Here is a 16,430-nt window from a genome sequence, read left to right as displayed (position 1 = left end):
CCTTCCAGGCAAGGCCCGCCGGACACGCCGGGCGACCGGGGTGACCCGTACGGGCCCGCCGGACGCTCCGAACGGCCGAAACCGGCCCGGCGCCGCCGGCGCGCACGGGCGGGCCCCGGCCGGGTGGCCGGGGCCCGTTTCACCGCCGCCCGGGATGACGGGCGGCGCGGGTCAGGGCGTGCGGTGGCCCGTCGCGTCCTCGCGCGAGTAGTAGACGTAGAACAACGAGGCCGTCACGGCGGCCGCCAGGAGCAGGGACGCGAGGATGCACGTGAACATGGCCACGCCGCTCTGCGCGTACAGGAACCCCAGCGCGCTGCCCGCGAACGCGCCCCACAGCACCGCGTGTCCCTCGCGGGGCAACCGCTCCGCGACCGCCCGGACCACGGCGTACAGCACGACGAACGCGAGCGCGGTCAGGAAGCCGAACAGCAGGTTCCAGCCGGTGATGGGGCCGCCGTAGCGGCGGTTGGCCGCGGCCCAGAAGCCGTAGACCAGCCCGGCCGCGACGGGCACCGCCCACTTCGCCACCAGGTGCGTCCGCGGGCCGAAGACGTCGGTCGTCGTGTCGCGGCCGGCCCGGTCGATGGACTTCCTGGGCGTGTCTACCGCGTGAGCCATGGAGCACTCCTCTCTCCTCGCCCCCTACCAGGGCACACCGGGCGGGGGCGGGCGGCAAGTCAGGATGCGGGCCGTGGGGGCCCGTGCTTCGCTGAGGCCTGTGAGGGGTCGTGCGGGAGGTCGTTCCGGAGGGCCGGTACGCGGCCGGTGGCGGCTCCTCGAGGGACTCGTCCGGGCCGCCGGCCGGGGGGACGTCGTGTCCCGGCACGAACTGCTGAGCGTGCGCGGCCGGAGCGTCGCCTGGATCTTCCCGCTGGCGCTGCTCGCCGGCATCGCCGTGGCCGACGTCACCACCAGCGCCTTCCAGATCATCTCCTGGACCGTGCTCGTGCCCGGCGTCGCGGCCGCGATCTGCGGGGTGCCGGGCACGGCGGCCCTCGCGGTGCTCGCGGCCGTCGTCTACGTCCTCGCCGACACCGTATGGCAGCACCACGAGCGCACCGGGCTGTCGGGCCTGGTCCTCGTCGTCCTCGGCGGCCTCATCGCGGTGGCCGCCGCCGCCGTCCGGGTGGGCGGCGAGCGGCGCATGCTGCACATGCGCGACATCGCCGACACCACCCGCCGCACCGTGCTCCGCCCGCTCCCGGAGGTGTTCGGCGGCCTGGAGATCGCCGCCGTCTACCTCTCCGCGGACACCGAGGCCCGCGTCGGCGGCGACTTCTACGACGTCCAGCCCGGCCCGCACGGCACCCGGGTCCTCGTCGGCGACGTGCAGGGCAAGGGGCTGGGCGCGGTGGAGACGGCGGCCGCGCTGCTCAGCACGTTCCGCGAGGCCGGCTACCACGAGGCGGAGCTCGCGACGGTCGCCGAACGCCTGGAGACCCGCATCCTGCGCCACCGCAGACACAGCACGGCCGCCGGCCAGCCCGGCGGCGACCGCTTCGCCACCGCCGTGCTGATCGAGTTCACCGACGACCTGCCCGACACCGTGGACGCCGTCGTCTTCGGCCACGAGCCCCCGCTGGCGGTCGGACCGGACGGCGTACGGCGCCTGCCGGCCGTCGGCGGGCTGCCGCTGGGCATGGGCGACCTCGTGCCCGGGCCGTCGGTGTCGGTGCACCGGCTGGCCCTCGCCCGGGACGAGACGCTGCTGCTCGTCACCGACGGGGTGACCGAGGCCCGTGACTCCGCGGGACGCTTCTACCGGCCCGCGGACGACGTGGCCCGCGCCGTCGCCGCCGATCCGCGCGTCGCGGCGCCGCGGCGGCTGGTCGCCCTCGTCAGGGACGGCACGCTGCGGCACAGCAGGGCGCGGCTGGTCGACGACACCACCGTGTTCGCGGTGCGGCGGGTGAGCGGCTGAGTGCCCCGCTGTGCGGTCGCAACCGTTAACGTGCTGCCGTACGTGATCGACAGGGGGAGGGGACATGCCCGGAACCGTGCTGCTGCTCGCGGCGTCGCCCGTGGGCCGGGGGTGCCTGGTGGACGCCGCGTCGGTGCTCCCCGTGCTCGCCGCCGTGCCGCCCGCCGTGCTGGCCGGGACGGACACCGCGAACGTCGTCGAACTCGCCGACCCGCTCGAGCCGCAGGCCGTGCTCACCCGGCTCCGCGCGGCCGCCGCCGCCCCCGGCCCGCTGACGGTGTACGTCACCGGTCAGCTCCAACTGGACCGGCGCGAGCGCCTGCCCCATCTGGCGCTGGCCCGTACGACGCCCTCCACGGTCCGCTACACCGCCCTGCCCTGGCACTGGCTCCGCGAGGAGCTCCGGCTGCGGCCGAGCGGTGCGACGACGCTGCTGCTGGACCTGCACGCCGACCAGGAGACCTGGGAGTGGCTGCGGACCCACCCGCTGGACTCGGGGCGCAACAACGCCGTCTACGGGCGCATCGCGCCGCCGCCCTCGCGGCGGACCGTGGCCGCCCCCGCGTACATGCGCGGCGTCGCGACGATCCTGCGCAGCGGGCACCGGCCGCCGCCGGACCAGCTGCACCAGCAGGCCCTGGCCCGCGGCGCGGCCGACGGCGGCGTGAGCGGCGCGGACCTGGTGCTGGCGGCGCCGGGGCCGGTGGCGGGGGACCCGCACGCGGTGATCGCCGCCGCTGTGCGGACCGGGCGGCACGGGGACGCCGACGCGCTCGCCGCGCGTCACGAACGGGCCGCGGCCCTGGCGCTGGGGCCCGCCTCCGAGGACGCGCTGCACTGGGCGGAGGTCCGGGCCGACCTGGCGATGTTCGCCGGGGACCCGGCGCGCAGCTGCCGGGCCTGGCTGGCGGTGGCCGAGGCGCGGCTGGGAGCCGGGCAGGAACCGGGGACGCCCGCCGTGGAGGCGGCCGTGGACCGGGCCCACCACCAGTGGGGCCGGATCCGGGACGCCGGACGGGCGCGCGAACTGGGCGCCGCGCTCGCCGCGTTGCGCGGCCGGGTCCCGGGGCGGCGCGAGGGAGCGCTGGACCATGTGCAGCGGGAGCTGAGCCGGTTGGGGACCCAGGGCTGACGCCCGCCCGGGCCCACGGCCGGCGCGTGCGCCCGCGTGCGCATCGCGACGGTGGCGTACGAACCCTCCCCTGTGCGCGACAGCGGTGCCATGATGGTGAGTCATGGCTGAGGGGGACGGAGTGGTGACGCGCGGTATCCGCGTCCGGCTGGACGGCACCGCGAGCGAGAGCGACATCGGGGCGCTGCTCAAGTGGCTGGAACGGGAGAAGCCGCTCGACGAGCTGGTCCGGGCCGGCGAACTGCGCATCGACCAGCGGCGCCGGGCCGACGAGACCGGCGCCCCGATGGGCATCGGCATGGAGATCGTCGTGGCGTTCGTCGGGGGCGGCGCGGCCGTGGTGGTCCAGGAGGTGCTGGACCAGGTCAAGGGGGCCGTGCGGGCCTGGAAGGCCAACCGCAGCGAGGTGGAGGACGGCGAGCCGCCCGAGGAGCACGTCGAGCCGGTGAACCTCGACGGCAGGTAGGCGGGCGGTGACCGGTTACGACCCTCGGGGGCAGGTGAACAGGGCGCTGCTGGTCGGGGTGGCCAAGTACGACCTCACGGAGCCGCCGTACGGGGTGCCCGGCGACCTTCCCGCGGTCCGGCACAACGTGGACCGGCTGCGGGACGCGCTGCTGCGCGGCGGGGTGTTCCGCGAGCGGGAGATCAAGGTGCGCCGCTCGCCGGACCAGGTCGCCTTCGGCCGGGCGCTGCGGACGGCCGCCGACGAGGCCAGGGGTGTCCTGCTGCTGTACTTCGCCGGGCACGGGGCGATACCGAGCGCGGGTGACGAGCTGTTCCTTCAGACGCGCAACGCGAGCGTGGTCGCGGGCGGGGCGGCGGTCTTCCCCGGCGCGGAGATGTTCACCACCGTGCTGACGGTGCTCGCGGCGAGCGAGGCGCGGCGGATCGTGGTCGTCCTCGACTGCTGCTTCGCGGGGAACGCCGCGTGGATCTGGGAGACCTTCCGCGACAAGCGGCGGGTCCTGCTGCTGATGAGCGTGCAGGCCAACCACCGCACGGACGCGGGCGATCCGCGCACCCCGACGCCCTTCACCGACGAACTCGTGACGCTGCTGGACGGCAGCGACAAGGAGGTGTGGTTCCGCGGACTCGCGGACGCGGTGCGGGCCCGGATGACCGGCGGCGGCCACCGCACCGTGCGCGGCGACCTGTGGGAACCGCAGAGCCGCACCGAGCCCGAGGAGGACGTCCTCCTCTCGGCCGGCAACGGTGCCGCCTCCGGCGGCGGCGGACGCGGCCGGCGGGAAGGCGGGGTGCGTCCGCCGCGACCCGGCGCCGGCGGCGGGCACGGGCCGGTTCCGGGCACCGGGCCGGAGCCGCGGCGAGGGCCCGGTGAGGACCCGGCGCCCGGAGCCGGCGGGGACGCGGGCCGCGACGCGGAGTCGGGTGCGGTGCCCGAGCATGGGCCGGAGGCCGGCGGGGGTACGGCCGCGGGGCGTGGGGCGGACGCCGGTGAGGGTGCGGCGCCGGACGACGGGTCGGACGCGGGCCGGGACGGCGGGGACGGGTCGGAGAGCGGGGGCGGGCCGGCGCACGGAGGCGGCTCGGGGCGCGGGGACGGCTCGGCGCACGAGGGCGGATCGGAGAACGGGTCGGCGCACGAGGGCGGTCCGGGACCGGGACCGGGGAACGGGTCGGGGGGAGGGGGCCGATCCGGGCGTGTGAACGGCTCGGGGCGAGGGGCCGGCCCGGGGCGAGGGCCTGGCTCGGGGCGTGTGAACGGCTCGGGACGTGGGGCCGGATCGGGGTGGGTGCTCGGCCGGCCGGGGCGGAAGGGGCGCTCGGAGGAAGGGGACGGCCGGGGGACCGACGCGCGTGCGGCCGGGGTGTCCCGCCCGTCCCGGCGGTGGCCGGGGCGGCTGGGCACCGGCGTTCTCCTCCTGGCGTTCCTGGCCGTCGTCGGCTTCGGCTCGTACCGGCTCGTCGTGGCGGACGGTGACCCGCCGGCCTCCTGCCCACCGCCCCTGGAACTGCGCGTCCTGACCGACCCCGACCTGGAGACGACCGTCCGGACCGCCGCGGACGCGTACCTGACGTCGGAGGAGAACACCACCGGCGACGGCTGCCGGCGCAGCGGCATCACCGTCTACGGCGCGGGCGCCGCCGACGTGGTCACCGTCCTGCGCAAGCGCACCGGCGCCTGGCAGGAGCCCCGGGACGACGACACCAACCCGCAGCGCGACGTCGGCCCGCAGCCCGACGTCTGGATACCCGGCTCCCGTGCCGACGTCGCCCGCGTGGCCGAGGGCCAGGACACCGACGCCGTGGCCGTCCTGGAGCCGGACGGCGAGGCGTTCGCGTACTCCCCGGTCGTGCTCGCCGTCCCGCAGGGCATCGCCGCCGAGCTGCTGGACGAGCGCGTCGGGCGCCCGCTCAACCGGATGATCGACGACCTGCTCGCCCGGCGCGCCGACGCCGAGGTGCGCCGCCCCGACCCGGAGTTCACCGACACCGGCCTGCTCGCCACCGTCGGCCTGCACGCCACCGGCGCCGGCACCGCCGACCCCCGTCGCGCCGAGAGCCGCGTCGCCCAGCCCGGGCCGCCCTCCCCGACCGCCGCCGACCTGCTGTGCACGCTGCCCGACGACGACGCCGTGGACGACCGCACCGCCGCCCTCGTCCCCGAGTTCCTGATGAAGAGCGGCGTCGGCTGCGACAGCGCCCGCCGCACCCCGCGCATGGCCCAGTACCCCGGCGACGTGCCCGGCCTGGAGCCCGTCTTCGTCCGCGTCCGCTGGCAGGGCGCCGACCGCGACCGGGCGGCCCGGGACGACGCGGCCGGCCGGTTCCGCACCTGGCTCACCGGTGAGCGCGGGCGCGAGGCGTTCGCCCGCGACGGGTTCCGGGCGGCCACCGGCAGCCGCGCCCTGCTGGACACCGCGGACGTCGTCGGCTCGGTGCTGCGTGCGCCGTCGCCGCTGACCGAGTCGGCCGGACGGGACGCGATGGAGGCGTCCCTGGAGGGCTACCGGGGGGCCGGCGGACCCGGCCGGGTGCTCTTCCTGCTCGACAGCTCCGGCTCGATGGCCGGCCGGTGGGAAGGGCCCAGCGGCGGACCCGGGCTGCTGAAGCAGTCGCTCGGCGGGCTCGGCGCACGGGACGAGTACGGGGTGTGGGCGGTGTACGGCACGGACGGGGACCCGTACGACACCCTGCTGCCGTTCGGCCGGCACGCCCGCAAGGACGCCGAGCGCACCATCGACCGGACGGCCGGGGTCAGGGACGCCGAGGCCGATCCGTACCGGGCGCTGCGCGCCGCCCTCGACGACATGGGGCGGCGCGGCGCGGGCGACGAGCGGCCCGGCCTGATCGTCCACGTCACCGACGACGAGGACGTGTCCCGGCTCGGCGGCGACCGTCTGGACGACGTCCTCGCCCTCGCGCGTGCGGTGCGGGTGCCGGTCACGACGGTCTCGCTCACCGGCGGCGCCTGCGACCCGGGGAAACCGGACGCCCGGGTCTCGGAGGCGAGCGGCGGCCGGTGCCTGGACGCCGACGACGACCTCGGTGCCGCCCTGCACGACGAGGTCGCCCGCACCGGAACGGGGGAGGACTGATGCCGCGACGGCTCTCACGGCGTCGGCGCGCGGCCCGGTGGGCCCTGCCGGCCGCGCTGGCCCTGCTCCTGCCGACCGCCTGCACCGGCGACGGGGGCACCGGCGGCGGCCCGGCGGTGACGCCGTCCGCCGACGTGCCCGGCGACATCGTGGTCGCCAGCGGCCGGGACGTCACCGGCAAGAACGGCGTCCGGCAGCGGCTCATAGACGCCTGGAACGCCCGGCAGGAGAAGGCCGGTACCGGGTACCGCGCCCGGCTGGTCGAGCTGCCCGGCAACGCCGACGAGCAGCGCAGCCAGCTCCTCGGCGCCCTCCAGTCCGGCAGCGCCGCCTACGACGTGGTCAACCTCGACGTCACCTGGGTCCCGGAGTTCGCCGCCGCGCGGCTGATCGGGCCGCTGCCGCAGTCGCTGCTCGACGACGACGTCATCGCCCCCGTGGCGAGCACGGCCCGCTGGAAGGGAGAGGTGTACGCCGTGCCCTTCAACAGCGACGTCGGCCTGCTCTACTACCGGCGCGACCATCTGCGGCAGGCCGGCGTCCAGCACACGGAACTGTCCGGCGGCGTCGACTGGAAGCGGCTCAGGAAGCTGATCGAGACCCTCAACGACCACAAGCCCGCCGGTTACGAGAAGGGCTGGACGACCCAGCTCGCCGCGTACGAGGGCCGCACGGTCAACGCCGTCGAGGCCTTCGCCTCGGCGGTGCCCGGCGGCACGCTCACCGACGAGGACGGCCGCTACGACGCCACCGTCGAGGAGCTGACGAGGGGCATCGCCGAACTGCGCGACCGCACCGAGGCGTCGTACATCCTCCCCGACGCCGCCCACTCCGACGAGACGGCCTCCCTCGGCGACTTCGCCGCCGGGCGCACCACCTTCCTGCGGCAGTGGCCGTACGTCTACCCGGCCCTGTCCCAGGCCTTCCCCGGCGACCGGCTGGGCGTGACCGCGCTGCCGGGCCGGGCCGTGCTCGGCGGCCAGAACCTCGCCGTCACCTCGGCGTCCCAGCGGTCCGCCAAGGCGGCCGACCTGATCAGGTACCTCACCGGCAAGGAGAGCGAACGCTGCCTGCTGGACGCCGGGTTCGCGGCCACCCGCACCTCGGCGTACACGGACGACGGCGTGACGTGCGCGGTGACCGCCGCGACGCCCTCGGCGGCGCCGACCGGCGAGGGCGCGGACGCCATGCCCCGCGACCCGGCGGGCCGCCCGGCCTACGCCCGCGACACCCTGCTCCCGGCCCTTCAGCGGGCGGTCCACCGGCCCCGCACCCCGCTGTACGGCGCCTTCACCCAGACCTTCACCGCCCAGCTCGGCGCCCTCTTCGCCGACGACCCGCCGGGCGACGCGGAGCTGGCGGCACGCCTCGACGCGGCGCTGCGCGAGGCGCTGCCGGACTGAGCGGGCGGCGCGCGCTCCGGGCCGACCGCGCCCGCCCGGCCTCGGCGCGCTCCGGCGGGCCGCGCCCGTCCGGGCCTCAGCGGGCGCCGGGCAGGGGCGCCGGGGCGTGCTCGCCGGGCCGGGCGTCCGGCGCGAGTGATCCGGTCACCTCCCCCACCCGGTGCTCCGCCGACTGGGCCGGGCTCGCGTTGGCGGCCAGAACCAGGGCGGCCACGGCCGCGACGGCGGCGGCGACGCCCCTGGCGTACCGTTCGGCAGTGCGTGTGCGGTCGGGCACGGCGTCCTCTGGGGGAAGGTGTGGGAGGCTGTCGAGTGCAGTTAAACACGCTTAATCCGCAATTTAACCTAGGGCCGTCGAAGCCGAACGGCAAGGGGCGCAGGGGGAGTTGGCAGTGGGCGACCGTGAAGATCGGGTAACCATCGGACGCCGGGTGCAGCGGCTGCGGGCCGAGCGCGGGATGACCCAGCGGCAGCTCGCCGAACCGGCGTACACGCCCGCCTACATCTCCACCCTGGAGGCCGGCCGCGTCCGCCCCTCGGACGAGGCGCTGCGGCACCTCGCCGAACGGCTCGGCGTCGGCTACGAGGAACTGGTCACCGGCCGCCCGGCCCGGCTCGCCACCGACCTGCGGCTGCGGCTCACCGAGGCCCGGCGCACGCTCGCCACCGGCGGTGCCGAGCAGGCGGCCGGGCAGTACGGCGGGCTGCTCGCCGAGGCCGAGGCCTACGAGCTGACCGAGGAGCGGGCCGCGGCGCTGCTGGGGCTCGGGGAGTGCGCGGTGGAGACCGGCGAGCTGGCGGACGGCCGCCGGTACTTCGAGCGGGCGGAGGAGTGCCTGGCCGAGGCCGGCGCACCGCTGCCGGCCCGGGTGCCGGCCCTGCGGGGACGGGCCCTGACCCATTACCTCGCCGGTGAACTCCGGTACGCCGTCTACCTCCTGGAGTCCACCCTCGACGAGCTGAACCGCGGCGGCCTGCACGACCCCGACGCGCTGCTGCTGCTCTACGCCAGCGTCATCGGTCCCTACATGGACATGGGCGCGCACGCGCGGGCCGCCCAGGCCGCCGAACTGGCCCTGGCCCTCGCGCCCCGGGCCGGCGACCCGGCGCTGGTGGCCCGCATGCACCGCTCCGTCGCCCGCACGCTGCTCGCCGAGGGCCGCCTCGCCGAGGCGGACGCCTCCCTGGCCAAGGCGGCCGAGCTGTACCGGACGCTGCAACTGCGCACCGAGCTGGCCAACTGCCACTGGATGCGCGGCTACGTCTGCGCGCAGAACGGCGAACTCCGCCGCGCCGAGGAGGAGATGCGGCAGGCCCTGGACATGCTGTCCGCCACCCGCGCCGCCCTCTACAGCAGCCAGGTCGCCGTCGAGCTGGCCGACGTGCTGCACCGGCGCGGCAAGTCCGCGGAGGCCTCCGAGCTGCTGCGCGGGGTGCTGGACGACCTGTCCTCCGAACGCGGCGCCGTGCACGCGGCGGGCGCGCACCGGCTGCTCGGCATCATCGCCGAGGACGCCGGCGACACCGACGCCGCCGAGGAGCACTACGTGCGCGCGCTCAGCCTGCTGGAGCGGGCGGGCGCGGCCGGTGACCTGGCCGACCTGTGCCGGCTGCTGGGCGATCTGCTGCGCCGCACCGGGCGGGTGGAGGCGGCCCTGGACGCCTACCGCACCGGCCTCGGGCACCGCACGGCTCCCGGCACCACCACGCTGGGCCCGGCGCCCGCACAGCCGCCGCTGTGACGGCTCGGGCCTGTCGGTTTCCGGGGGGCCGTCACGGGTAGTCGGGGCCTCCGGCCGCGTGAGCGAAGGAGGCGGTGGACATGCGGCCCAGCGACGACCGCCGAGGGCCCCCGGAAGGGGAACCCGCCGCCGACGGGGTGCGTGACGTCCCGCCCGGCGAGGTGCCGGACCGTCTCTGCGCGATAGCGGTCAGGCTGCTCCCCGTGAGCGGCGCGAGCGCGTCGCTGCGCGGCGAGGGCGGTCTCCCGGTCCGGTTCTGCGCCAGCGGCGACCGTGCCTCCTACCTCGCGGAGATCCAGGCCACTCTGGGCGACGGGCCGTGCGTCCGCGCCGCCGAGACGGGCGCCCCGGTGCTCGTCCGCGACCTGCGGTCGGGTGCGGACGCCGACCGCTGGCCGGTCTTCGCCCAGCAGGCGACGGCCGTCGGCGTGCGCGCCGTCTACGCGCTGCCGCTGGGCAGCGACACCCAGTGCGTCGGCACCCTCGACCTCTACCGCGACACCGCGGGCGGACTCACCGGGGCCGAGCTGAACACGGCCCGGCTCCTGGCCGGGATCATGACCACGGCCCTGATGGCGCTGACGGACGAGGAGCGGTTCGACGACGGGGAGGAGGGCACCTGGCTGAGCGGGCTGGCCGGTGAACACGACGAGGTACACCAGGCCATCGGCATGATCATGGTCCAGCTCGGTGTCGGCGCCGACGAGGCCCTGGCCCGGCTGCGCGGCTCCGCCTTCGCCGGGGGCCGCACCGCGTACGACGTCGCCCGTGACGTCCTCGCCCACCGGCAGCGCTTCGACCGCGACGGTTAGCGGACCGGCACCCGGCCGGCTCACACCAGGGCCCGCCCCTGCCGCCGGACCTCGGTCAGCCGTCCCGCGCCGACCGCCGCGGCCGTCGGGGCGGCGTCCTCCGCCGGCTCGCCCAGGCCGCCGTCGGTCACCAGGATCGCGTCGTCGCCGACGCGTACGGCGACGAGGTCCACGGTGAGGACCACGGCCCCGGCGTCGGCCGTCGTGCCGGCCACCGTCACCCGCAGCCCCTGCCGGGCGTCCCCCGCCTCGGGCGGTGTCACGCCGGTGACCCGGAGGTCCCGGGCGGGCCCGTGGGCGGCCTCGGCGGTGAAGTGCCCGCACGTGTCGGGCAGCGTCCCCAGCCAGGACAGCGTCCGGTCGATGTCGGCCGCGCGGTGGGAGGTGATCCGGTAGTGCAGCTGGGCTCCGCCGGCGTAGTCGTCCAGGGCGGCCGTGGCCCGAGGGGCCGGGGCGGTCGTGCCGAAGAGCTCCTCGGTGTAGAGGACGTCCAGCAGCCGGCGGCAGTCCGGGTCGTCGGCGGTGGCCTTGAGCAGGTCGTCCCGCCAGGTCGCGGCGCCGAGCGTCGGCCCCCAGGTCTCCCCCAGGTCGGCCTCCGTGATCAGCGCCGCGTTCGCCTGGGCCGGGGTGAGCGCCGGCGGGGCGGCGGCCGACGGGAGCGCGGCCGGGGACCGCGGTGCCGCCGGGCCGGTCCCGTCCGGGCGGGCGGTGGAGCAGGCGGCCGCGCACAGGGCCAGGGCGGCCGGGATCGCGAGCACGCGGACGAGGTCTCGGGGCCGCCTTCCGGCCGGCCGGCGCCCCGCACGATCGGTCACACCCCCACGGCACCACCACCCCACCCGCCCCACCACCGCACGGGGTCCACCCGAGTGAGCCGGGCCCCCGCCGGAGTCACCCGCCCCGGCGGGTCCGGGAGCCGCTGCGGCACACGCGAACGGCCCCCGGCGGACGTGGCGTTGGCCGCCGGCGCGACCCGGTGCCCGGACCCGTCCCCGAGCGCGGTCGAACACCAGGACACCCGGGAGAGCGAGGACAGCTTCCGGTCACCGGCGCGTCCCGCCTCCCGCGCGTTCACTTTTGGGGTGATGTGGACAGATCTGTTCGTGTCGCCCGCACGCATCGCGAAGGAGACCGCGTGACCGTCCGCAGCACCACCAGCACGCCCGACCTGTCGTCCAAGGACCCCAACTGGTGGCGGCAGGCCGTCATCTACCAGATCTACCCGCGCAGCTTCGCCGACGCAGACGGCGACGGGCTCGGGGACCTGCGCGGCATCACCCAGCGCCTGACCCACCTGGCCGCCCTGGGCGTCGACGCCCTGTGGCTCAGCCCGTTCTACCCCTCCGAGCTGGCCGACGGCGGCTACGACGTCGAGGACTACCGCGACGTCGACCCGCGCCTGGGCACCCTGGACGACTTCGACGCCCTGGCCGCCGAGGCCCACCGGCTCGGCCTGAAGGTGATCGTCGACCTGGTCCCCAACCACTCCTCCCACCGTCACGCCTGGTTCCGCGAGGCCCTGGACGCCGGTCCCGGCTCGGCCGCCCGCGACCGGTACGTCTTCCGGGAGGGCCGGGGCGAGCACGGCGAGCTGCCGCCCACCGACTGGCAGTCCGTCTTCGGCGGCAGCGCCTGGAAGCGGGTGCCGGACGGCCAGTGGTACCTGCACCTCTTCGCCCCCCAGCAGCCCGACCTGAACTGGGAGAACGAGCAGGTCCGCGCCGACTTCCGCACCACGCTGAAGTTCTGGTGCGACCGCGGTGTCGACGGCTTCCGGATCGACGTCGCCCACGCGCTGGTCAAGGACCTCACGGAGCCGCTGCGCGACCTCGGCGCCCCCGAGCTGAGCAGCGAGGCCGCGCTCGCGGAGTTCGCCCCCGGCACCCACCCCTTCTACGACCGCGACGACGTGCACGAGGTCTACCGCGACTGGCGCAAGATCCTCGACGCCTACAGCCCGCCGAGGATGGCGGTGGCCGAGGCCTGGGTCCCGGGCGCCCGGCGCGCGCTCTACGCCCGCCCGGACGAGCTGGGCCAGGCCTTCAACTTCGAGTACCTCCAGGGCGGCTGGGACGCGGCGGAGCTGCGCGAGATCATCGCCGGCTCGCTGGCGGACGCGCACGCCGCCGGCGCCTCCGCGACCTGGGTGCTGTCCAACCACGACGTGGTCCGCCACGCCTCCCGGCTGGTCCTGCCGCCCGGCACCGACACGGACGCCTGGCTGCTGTCCGGCGGCCACGCCCCGGCGGTCGACGGGAGGGCGGGCCTGCGCCGGGCCCGCGCGGCGACGCTGCTGATGCTGGCGCTGCCCGGCTCGGCGTACCTCTACCAGGGCGAGGAGCTGGGCCTGCCCGAGGTGGCCGACCTGCCCACCGAGGTGCTCCAGGACCCGATCTGGGAGCAGACCGGGCACGTCCGCAAGGGCCGCGACGGGTGCCGGGTGCCGCTGCCCTGGACGACGAGCGGGCCGTCGTACGGCTTCGGCGCGGGCGCGGCCTGGCTGCCGCAGCCGCCGGGCTTCGGGGAGTACTCCGTCCAGGCCCAGGACGGGGTGGCGGGCTCGACCCTGGAGCTGTACCGCACGGCCCTGCGCCTGCGCCGCAAGCTTCTCGACGGCGAGTCGCTGACCTGGGCGGACGACGTGCCGCCCGGGGTGCTCCAGTTCGACCGCTCGGACGGCTGGCGCTGCGTCACCAACCTCTCGGACGCGCCGGTCGGCCTGCCGGCGGGCGAGGTGGTGCTGACCAGCGTGCCCCTGGAGGACGGCAGGCTGGGGCCGGACACCACGGCGTGGCTGGTGAGGTAGCGGCGGCGCGTGCCACGCGGCCCGCCTCGCGCGGACCGCGTCGGCCCTCAGTAGCGCACCGCGCGGGCCACCACCGCGCGCACGTCCCCGGACAGGTCGTGGCTGCTGCGGGCGGTGGCGCTGCCGGAGCGGCCGGCGGGGACGTCGTCGACGGTGACGACGACCGTGTCGAGCAGGGTGTTGCCGGTGTCGGTGAAGTTGACCTGCACCGCGAAGGACTTGGTGTCCTCCGCGGTGTTGCGGACCGTGATCGCGGCCGTGGTGCGTCCGCCGCTGTCCGTTTCCGGCGCCCCCGCCTTCACGTCCGCCTTGACGTCGGCGCCCGACGTGATGTCCTCCAGCCACCGCCCGGCCTCCGCCGTCGCCGAGGCCAGGGCGTCCGAGCCCTCGGATGCGAGCGAGGACGCGGCCGACGCGGCCCGGCTGACCGCCGCGCTCGCGGAGTCCGTGGGCGTGCCGCCGCCACCGCCGTCGCCGCCGTCGGAGCAGCCCGCCAGCACGGCGGCCGCCAGTACCGTCACCGCCGCCGCCCGGTGTGCCCGGTGACCGCCCATGTCGCCTCCAGGGACCTCGCACGCGCCCGCTCCCGCGCGGACACGCGGGGTCCCTGCCAGTCAAGGCGCGCCGGCACCGCGCCGCACTCCGGTGCTGGTCCGAACGGGGCCGTCCCCGGCGGCCCCGGGGGCCGTCGAGGACGGGGGCGTGCGGTGCCGGGGGTCAGATGCGTCCCGGGCTGCCGCTGCCGAAGGACCCGCTCGATCCCGGCAGCCAGCGCCGCCGGTTCTGGTCCGCGCCGCGTCGGCTGCCCGCGTGGTGGAGCTGGTACGGCATCAGCCGTGGGCTCCCGTCGGTGTTCAGCGGGATCTCGTCCGGCTCCCGCATCTCCCGTTCCTCGTAGACGGGACCGGAGGCGGGGAGGTGGGGCTGTTCCTCGGCGCGCGGACGGGTCGACTCCTGCTCCATGGCCCTCATGCCGATGCGCACGGCCAGGATCAGCATGCCGGCGACCACCAGCCCGCCGATGAAGGCCGCGAACATGTTGAGCGCGTTCGAAGCGGCCAGCAGTTCATACGTTGCCGTACTCATGTTCTGATTATGTACCCCGGATTGAGATAAAGCGCACGCTATGTCCGAATCCAAGGGGGTGCCGTCGGTCGTGGACACGGACCCGGTGGCGTTGGTCTCCTCGGGACATGCGCTCCCTCCGCGACCTCGCCCCGAACCCGCGCCGACGGCCCGGCGCGCTCCTCCTCGCCCTCGCGCTCCCCCTGGCCGGCTGCGCCGCCGACCCCGGACGACCCGGCGCCACCCCGCCGGCGAGCAGCCCGACCGCCGCGGGCGCCACGGCCACCGCGGGGCCGGGCACCCGCGAACGGATCCGCGTGGACGGCCGCACCCGCGACTACCTCCTGCACCGGCCCGCCGGCGCCGGCCCGCGGCCCCTGGTCGTCGCCTTCCACGGCCGGGGCTCGGACGCCGCCGGGCTGCGGGAGCAAACCCGGCTGGAGAAGGCCGCCGCGGCGCGCGGCATGCTCGTCGCCTACCCGGAGGGCCTCGGCCGGGGCTGGGGCGCCGGCACGTGGAAGACGAAGCGGCGCCCGGACCCCGGCCTCGACGTGCGGTTCACCGAGGCGCTGGTCGGGCACCTGGTGCGCACCGGGCTGGCCGACCCCGAGCGGGTCTACGTCGCCGGGTTCTCCAACGGCGGCTCGATGGCGCTGCGCGTCGCGGCCGAGCGCCCCGGCCTGGTCGCGGGAGCGGCCTCGGTCTCCGGCCAGCTGCCCTCGGGCGCCGCCGCCGTCGAACCCACCGGCCCGGTGCCCGTCATGGTCGTCTACGGCGCCGACGACCCCGTACGCCCCCTCGCGGGATGGCCGTCCCCGCCGCCGGACCCCGAGGAGCCGATCCTGCCGACCAGGTCGGCCCGGGACAGCGCGGAGGCCTTCGCCGCGGCGGGGCGCGCCGGGCGCCCGGTGACCGAACGGGAGCGGGGCTACGACCGCACCGTCTGGCGCCTGGGCGGTGATCCGGCGGGCACCGTGCAGCTCCTCGTCGTCCACGACGCCGGGCACACCTGGCCGGGCTCGTCCCTCACCCCGCCCACGGGCTTCGGCCGCACCAGCGGCGCCCTGGACGCCACCGGCACGGTCCTCGACTTCTTCGCCGCCGGCCGGTGAGGCGCCCCTGCCGTGCCGGACGGCCCCCGGCCCTCAGGCCTGGGCGCCGCCCCGGGCCGCACCGGTGCCGGTGTCCCCGGTGTCCTCGTGCCGGACCGCCTCGCCGGGGATCACGCGCGGGGTCCCCGGGTCCTGCGCCGGCGCCTGCTCGTCCTTCGCCGCCCGGGCCTCCGCCTTGAGGATGCGCGCCGACTTGCCCGCGGAACGGGCCAGGTCGGGGAGCCTCTTGGCGGCCAGGACGGCTATGACGACGACGAGAATGATCGCGAGCTCGCTCAGTCCGAACACGGCGCTCCCCAGATGGCATGCGGTCCGGGCCCGTGACACGGGCCCGGTCGGAATCTACGGCAGGAAGGGACTCGGGTCGACCGGTGCCGGCCGGGCACCGGTCAGAGGTCGAACTCGTGCGGCGGCAGGTCGAGGGCGAAGCAGGCGTCGCGGACGACGGCCCGCTCGTCCTTGTCGAATTCGCCGTCCGCGCCGCCGATGACGATGCCGATCTGGATGACGGCACGTGCCTCGGCGGGCTTCTTCTTGGCCTTGGCGATCTCCTGGAGCACGCTGACCCTGCCGAAGGCGAAGTCGGCGGCCAGCTTGTCCAGGTTGTCCTCGAACCGGCGGCGCAGGTCGTCGGCGGGGAAGTTCCGCAGCACGTCGTTGGTGGCGATGAGCTGGGCGACGCGCTGACGCTCGGACGGGTCGACGGTGCCGTCGGCGGCGGCGACCAGGGCGCACATCGCCATGCTCGCGTCGCGGAAGGCACCGCTCCTGAGGTCGTTCTTCTTCGCCACGAGCTGCGTCTGCATCTGCGACGCGGACTCCTTGACGCGGTCCCACAGGGCCATGAGAACTCCGTACGGTCGAGAGGTGG

At 76.4% G+C, this 16,430-nt stretch carries 16 protein-coding genes; 9 read left to right on the top strand and 7 right to left on the bottom strand.

Annotated elements, in window-relative coordinates; translation table 11 throughout:
• Positions 1-171 precede the first annotated feature (171 nt).
• The gene (locus ACFWJB_RS01505) at positions 172-621 is read right to left on the bottom strand and encodes a hypothetical protein (protein ID WP_385470752.1); all 450 of its coding nucleotides are present in this window, start codon (positions 619-621) and stop codon (positions 172-174) included.
• Positions 622-817: 196 nt separating this feature from the next.
• On the opposite strand from ACFWJB_RS01505, the gene ACFWJB_RS01500 reads away from it, so the two are divergent.
• The 5 genes from ACFWJB_RS01500 to ACFWJB_RS01480 all read left to right on the top strand — a co-directional run bounded on the left by ACFWJB_RS01500 (position 818) and on the right by ACFWJB_RS01480 (position 8,022).
• Positions 818-1,924, top strand: coding sequence for a PP2C family protein-serine/threonine phosphatase (locus ACFWJB_RS01500; RefSeq protein WP_386919563.1), 1,107 nt, complete (start codon positions 818-820; stop codon positions 1,922-1,924).
• Between the two features lie 64 nt (positions 1,925-1,988).
• Positions 1,989-3,056: a hypothetical protein gene (locus ACFWJB_RS01495; RefSeq protein ID WP_385470748.1), complete on the top strand. Its 1,068-nt coding sequence runs from the start codon at positions 1,989-1,991 to the stop codon at positions 3,054-3,056.
• Positions 3,057-3,159: 103 nt separating this feature from the next.
• Complete coding sequence (locus ACFWJB_RS01490) at positions 3,160-3,522, top strand: hypothetical protein (RefSeq protein ID WP_385470746.1); 363 nt, start codon at positions 3,160-3,162, stop codon at positions 3,520-3,522.
• Between the two features lie 34 nt (positions 3,523-3,556).
• Positions 3,557-6,619 (top strand): substrate-binding domain-containing protein, encoded by a 3,063-nt coding sequence (locus ACFWJB_RS01485; RefSeq protein ID WP_386919560.1) that lies wholly within the window; start codon positions 3,557-3,559, stop codon positions 6,617-6,619.
• The gene (locus ACFWJB_RS01480; protein WP_385470551.1) at positions 6,619-8,022 is read left to right on the top strand and encodes an extracellular solute-binding protein; all 1,404 of its coding nucleotides are present in this window, start codon (positions 6,619-6,621) and stop codon (positions 8,020-8,022) included. The genes ACFWJB_RS01485 and ACFWJB_RS01480 overlap by 1 nt, the downstream gene beginning before the upstream one ends.
• A 76-nt stretch (positions 8,023-8,098) precedes the next feature.
• On the opposite strand, the gene ACFWJB_RS01475 is transcribed toward ACFWJB_RS01480, so the two are convergent.
• The gene (locus ACFWJB_RS01475; RefSeq protein WP_385470553.1) at positions 8,099-8,299 is read right to left on the bottom strand and encodes a hypothetical protein; all 201 of its coding nucleotides are present in this window, start codon (positions 8,297-8,299) and stop codon (positions 8,099-8,101) included.
• A 115-nt stretch (positions 8,300-8,414) separates the two neighbouring features.
• Here ACFWJB_RS01475 and ACFWJB_RS01470 point away from each other — a divergent pair, with 115 nt between their 5' ends.
• Both ACFWJB_RS01470 and ACFWJB_RS01465 read left to right on the top strand, forming a co-directional pair.
• Positions 8,415-9,764, top strand: coding sequence for a tetratricopeptide repeat protein (locus ACFWJB_RS01470; RefSeq protein ID WP_386919558.1), 1,350 nt, complete (start codon positions 8,415-8,417; stop codon positions 9,762-9,764).
• Positions 9,765-9,844: 80 nt separating this feature from the next.
• The gene (locus ACFWJB_RS01465; protein ID WP_385470557.1) at positions 9,845-10,576 is read left to right on the top strand and encodes a GAF and ANTAR domain-containing protein; all 732 of its coding nucleotides are present in this window, start codon (positions 9,845-9,847) and stop codon (positions 10,574-10,576) included.
• A gap of 20 nt (positions 10,577-10,596) precedes the next feature.
• Here the strand turns inward: ACFWJB_RS01465 and ACFWJB_RS01460 are convergent, their stop codons facing one another.
• Positions 10,597-11,334, bottom strand: a complete 738-nt coding sequence (locus ACFWJB_RS01460) for a hypothetical protein (protein WP_386919555.1) — start codon at positions 11,332-11,334, stop codon at positions 10,597-10,599.
• Between the two features lie 377 nt (positions 11,335-11,711).
• Here ACFWJB_RS01460 and ACFWJB_RS01455 point away from each other — a divergent pair, with 377 nt between their 5' ends.
• Positions 11,712-13,382, top strand: coding sequence for an alpha-amylase family glycosyl hydrolase (locus tag ACFWJB_RS01455; RefSeq protein WP_385470561.1), 1,671 nt, complete (start codon positions 11,712-11,714; stop codon positions 13,380-13,382).
• Between the two features lie 47 nt (positions 13,383-13,429).
• Here ACFWJB_RS01455 and ACFWJB_RS01450 read toward each other — a convergent pair whose 3' ends face one another.
• On the bottom strand, positions 13,430-13,936 hold the full coding sequence (locus ACFWJB_RS01450) for a hypothetical protein (RefSeq protein ID WP_385470563.1): 507 nt from the start codon (positions 13,934-13,936) through the stop codon (positions 13,430-13,432).
• Between the two features lie 163 nt (positions 13,937-14,099).
• Positions 14,100-14,468, bottom strand: a complete 369-nt coding sequence (locus ACFWJB_RS01445) for a DUF6479 family protein (RefSeq protein WP_385470565.1) — start codon at positions 14,466-14,468, stop codon at positions 14,100-14,102.
• Positions 14,469-14,575: 107 nt separating this feature from the next.
• On the opposite strand from ACFWJB_RS01445, the gene ACFWJB_RS01440 reads away from it, so the two are divergent.
• Positions 14,576-15,559 (top strand): alpha/beta hydrolase family esterase, encoded by a 984-nt coding sequence (locus ACFWJB_RS01440; protein WP_386919552.1) that lies wholly within the window; start codon positions 14,576-14,578, stop codon positions 15,557-15,559.
• Positions 15,560-15,592: 33 nt separating this feature from the next.
• Here ACFWJB_RS01440 and ACFWJB_RS01435 read toward each other — a convergent pair whose 3' ends face one another.
• Positions 15,593-15,847: a twin-arginine translocase TatA/TatE family subunit gene (locus tag ACFWJB_RS01435; RefSeq protein ID WP_386919550.1), complete on the bottom strand. Its 255-nt coding sequence runs from the start codon at positions 15,845-15,847 to the stop codon at positions 15,593-15,595.
• A gap of 101 nt (positions 15,848-15,948) precedes the next feature.
• The gene (locus ACFWJB_RS01430) at positions 15,949-16,404 is read right to left on the bottom strand and encodes a tellurite resistance TerB family protein (protein ID WP_386919548.1); all 456 of its coding nucleotides are present in this window, start codon (positions 16,402-16,404) and stop codon (positions 15,949-15,951) included.
• Positions 16,405-16,430: the final 26 nt, after the last annotated feature.

The sequence above is a fragment of the Streptomyces sp. NPDC127100 genome (genome assembly GCF_042724095.1).
Classification (GTDB): domain Bacteria; phylum Actinomycetota; class Actinomycetes; order Streptomycetales; family Streptomycetaceae; genus Streptomyces.
The sequence above is the reverse complement of the archived record's forward strand: the minus strand, read 5'-3'. Positions and strand labels throughout refer to the sequence as shown.

Excerpts from the sequence above, each read along its gene's own strand:
- ACFWJB_RS01505 (WP_385470752.1), bottom strand. The coding sequence starts at position 621 with ATGGCTCACGCGGTAGACACGCCCAGGAAGTCCATCGACCGGGCCGGC.
- ACFWJB_RS01495 (WP_385470748.1), top strand. The coding sequence starts at position 1,989 with ATGCCCGGAACCGTGCTGCTGCTCGCGGCGTCGCCCGTGGGCCGGGGG.
- ACFWJB_RS01490 (WP_385470746.1), top strand. The coding sequence starts at position 3,160 with ATGGCTGAGGGGGACGGAGTGGTGACGCGCGGTATCCGCGTCCGGCTG.
- ACFWJB_RS01480 (WP_385470551.1), top strand. The coding sequence starts at position 6,619 with ATGCCGCGACGGCTCTCACGGCGTCGGCGCGCGGCCCGGTGGGCCCTG.
- ACFWJB_RS01465 (WP_385470557.1), top strand. The coding sequence starts at position 9,845 with ATGCGGCCCAGCGACGACCGCCGAGGGCCCCCGGAAGGGGAACCCGCC.
- ACFWJB_RS01450 (WP_385470563.1), bottom strand. The coding sequence starts at position 13,936 with ATGGGCGGTCACCGGGCACACCGGGCGGCGGCGGTGACGGTACTGGCG.
- ACFWJB_RS01445 (WP_385470565.1), bottom strand. The coding sequence starts at position 14,468 with ATGAGTACGGCAACGTATGAACTGCTGGCCGCTTCGAACGCGCTCAAC.
- ACFWJB_RS01440 (WP_386919552.1), top strand. The coding sequence starts at position 14,576 with ATGCGCTCCCTCCGCGACCTCGCCCCGAACCCGCGCCGACGGCCCGGC.
- ACFWJB_RS01430 (WP_386919548.1), bottom strand. The coding sequence starts at position 16,404 with ATGGCCCTGTGGGACCGCGTCAAGGAGTCCGCGTCGCAGATGCAGACG.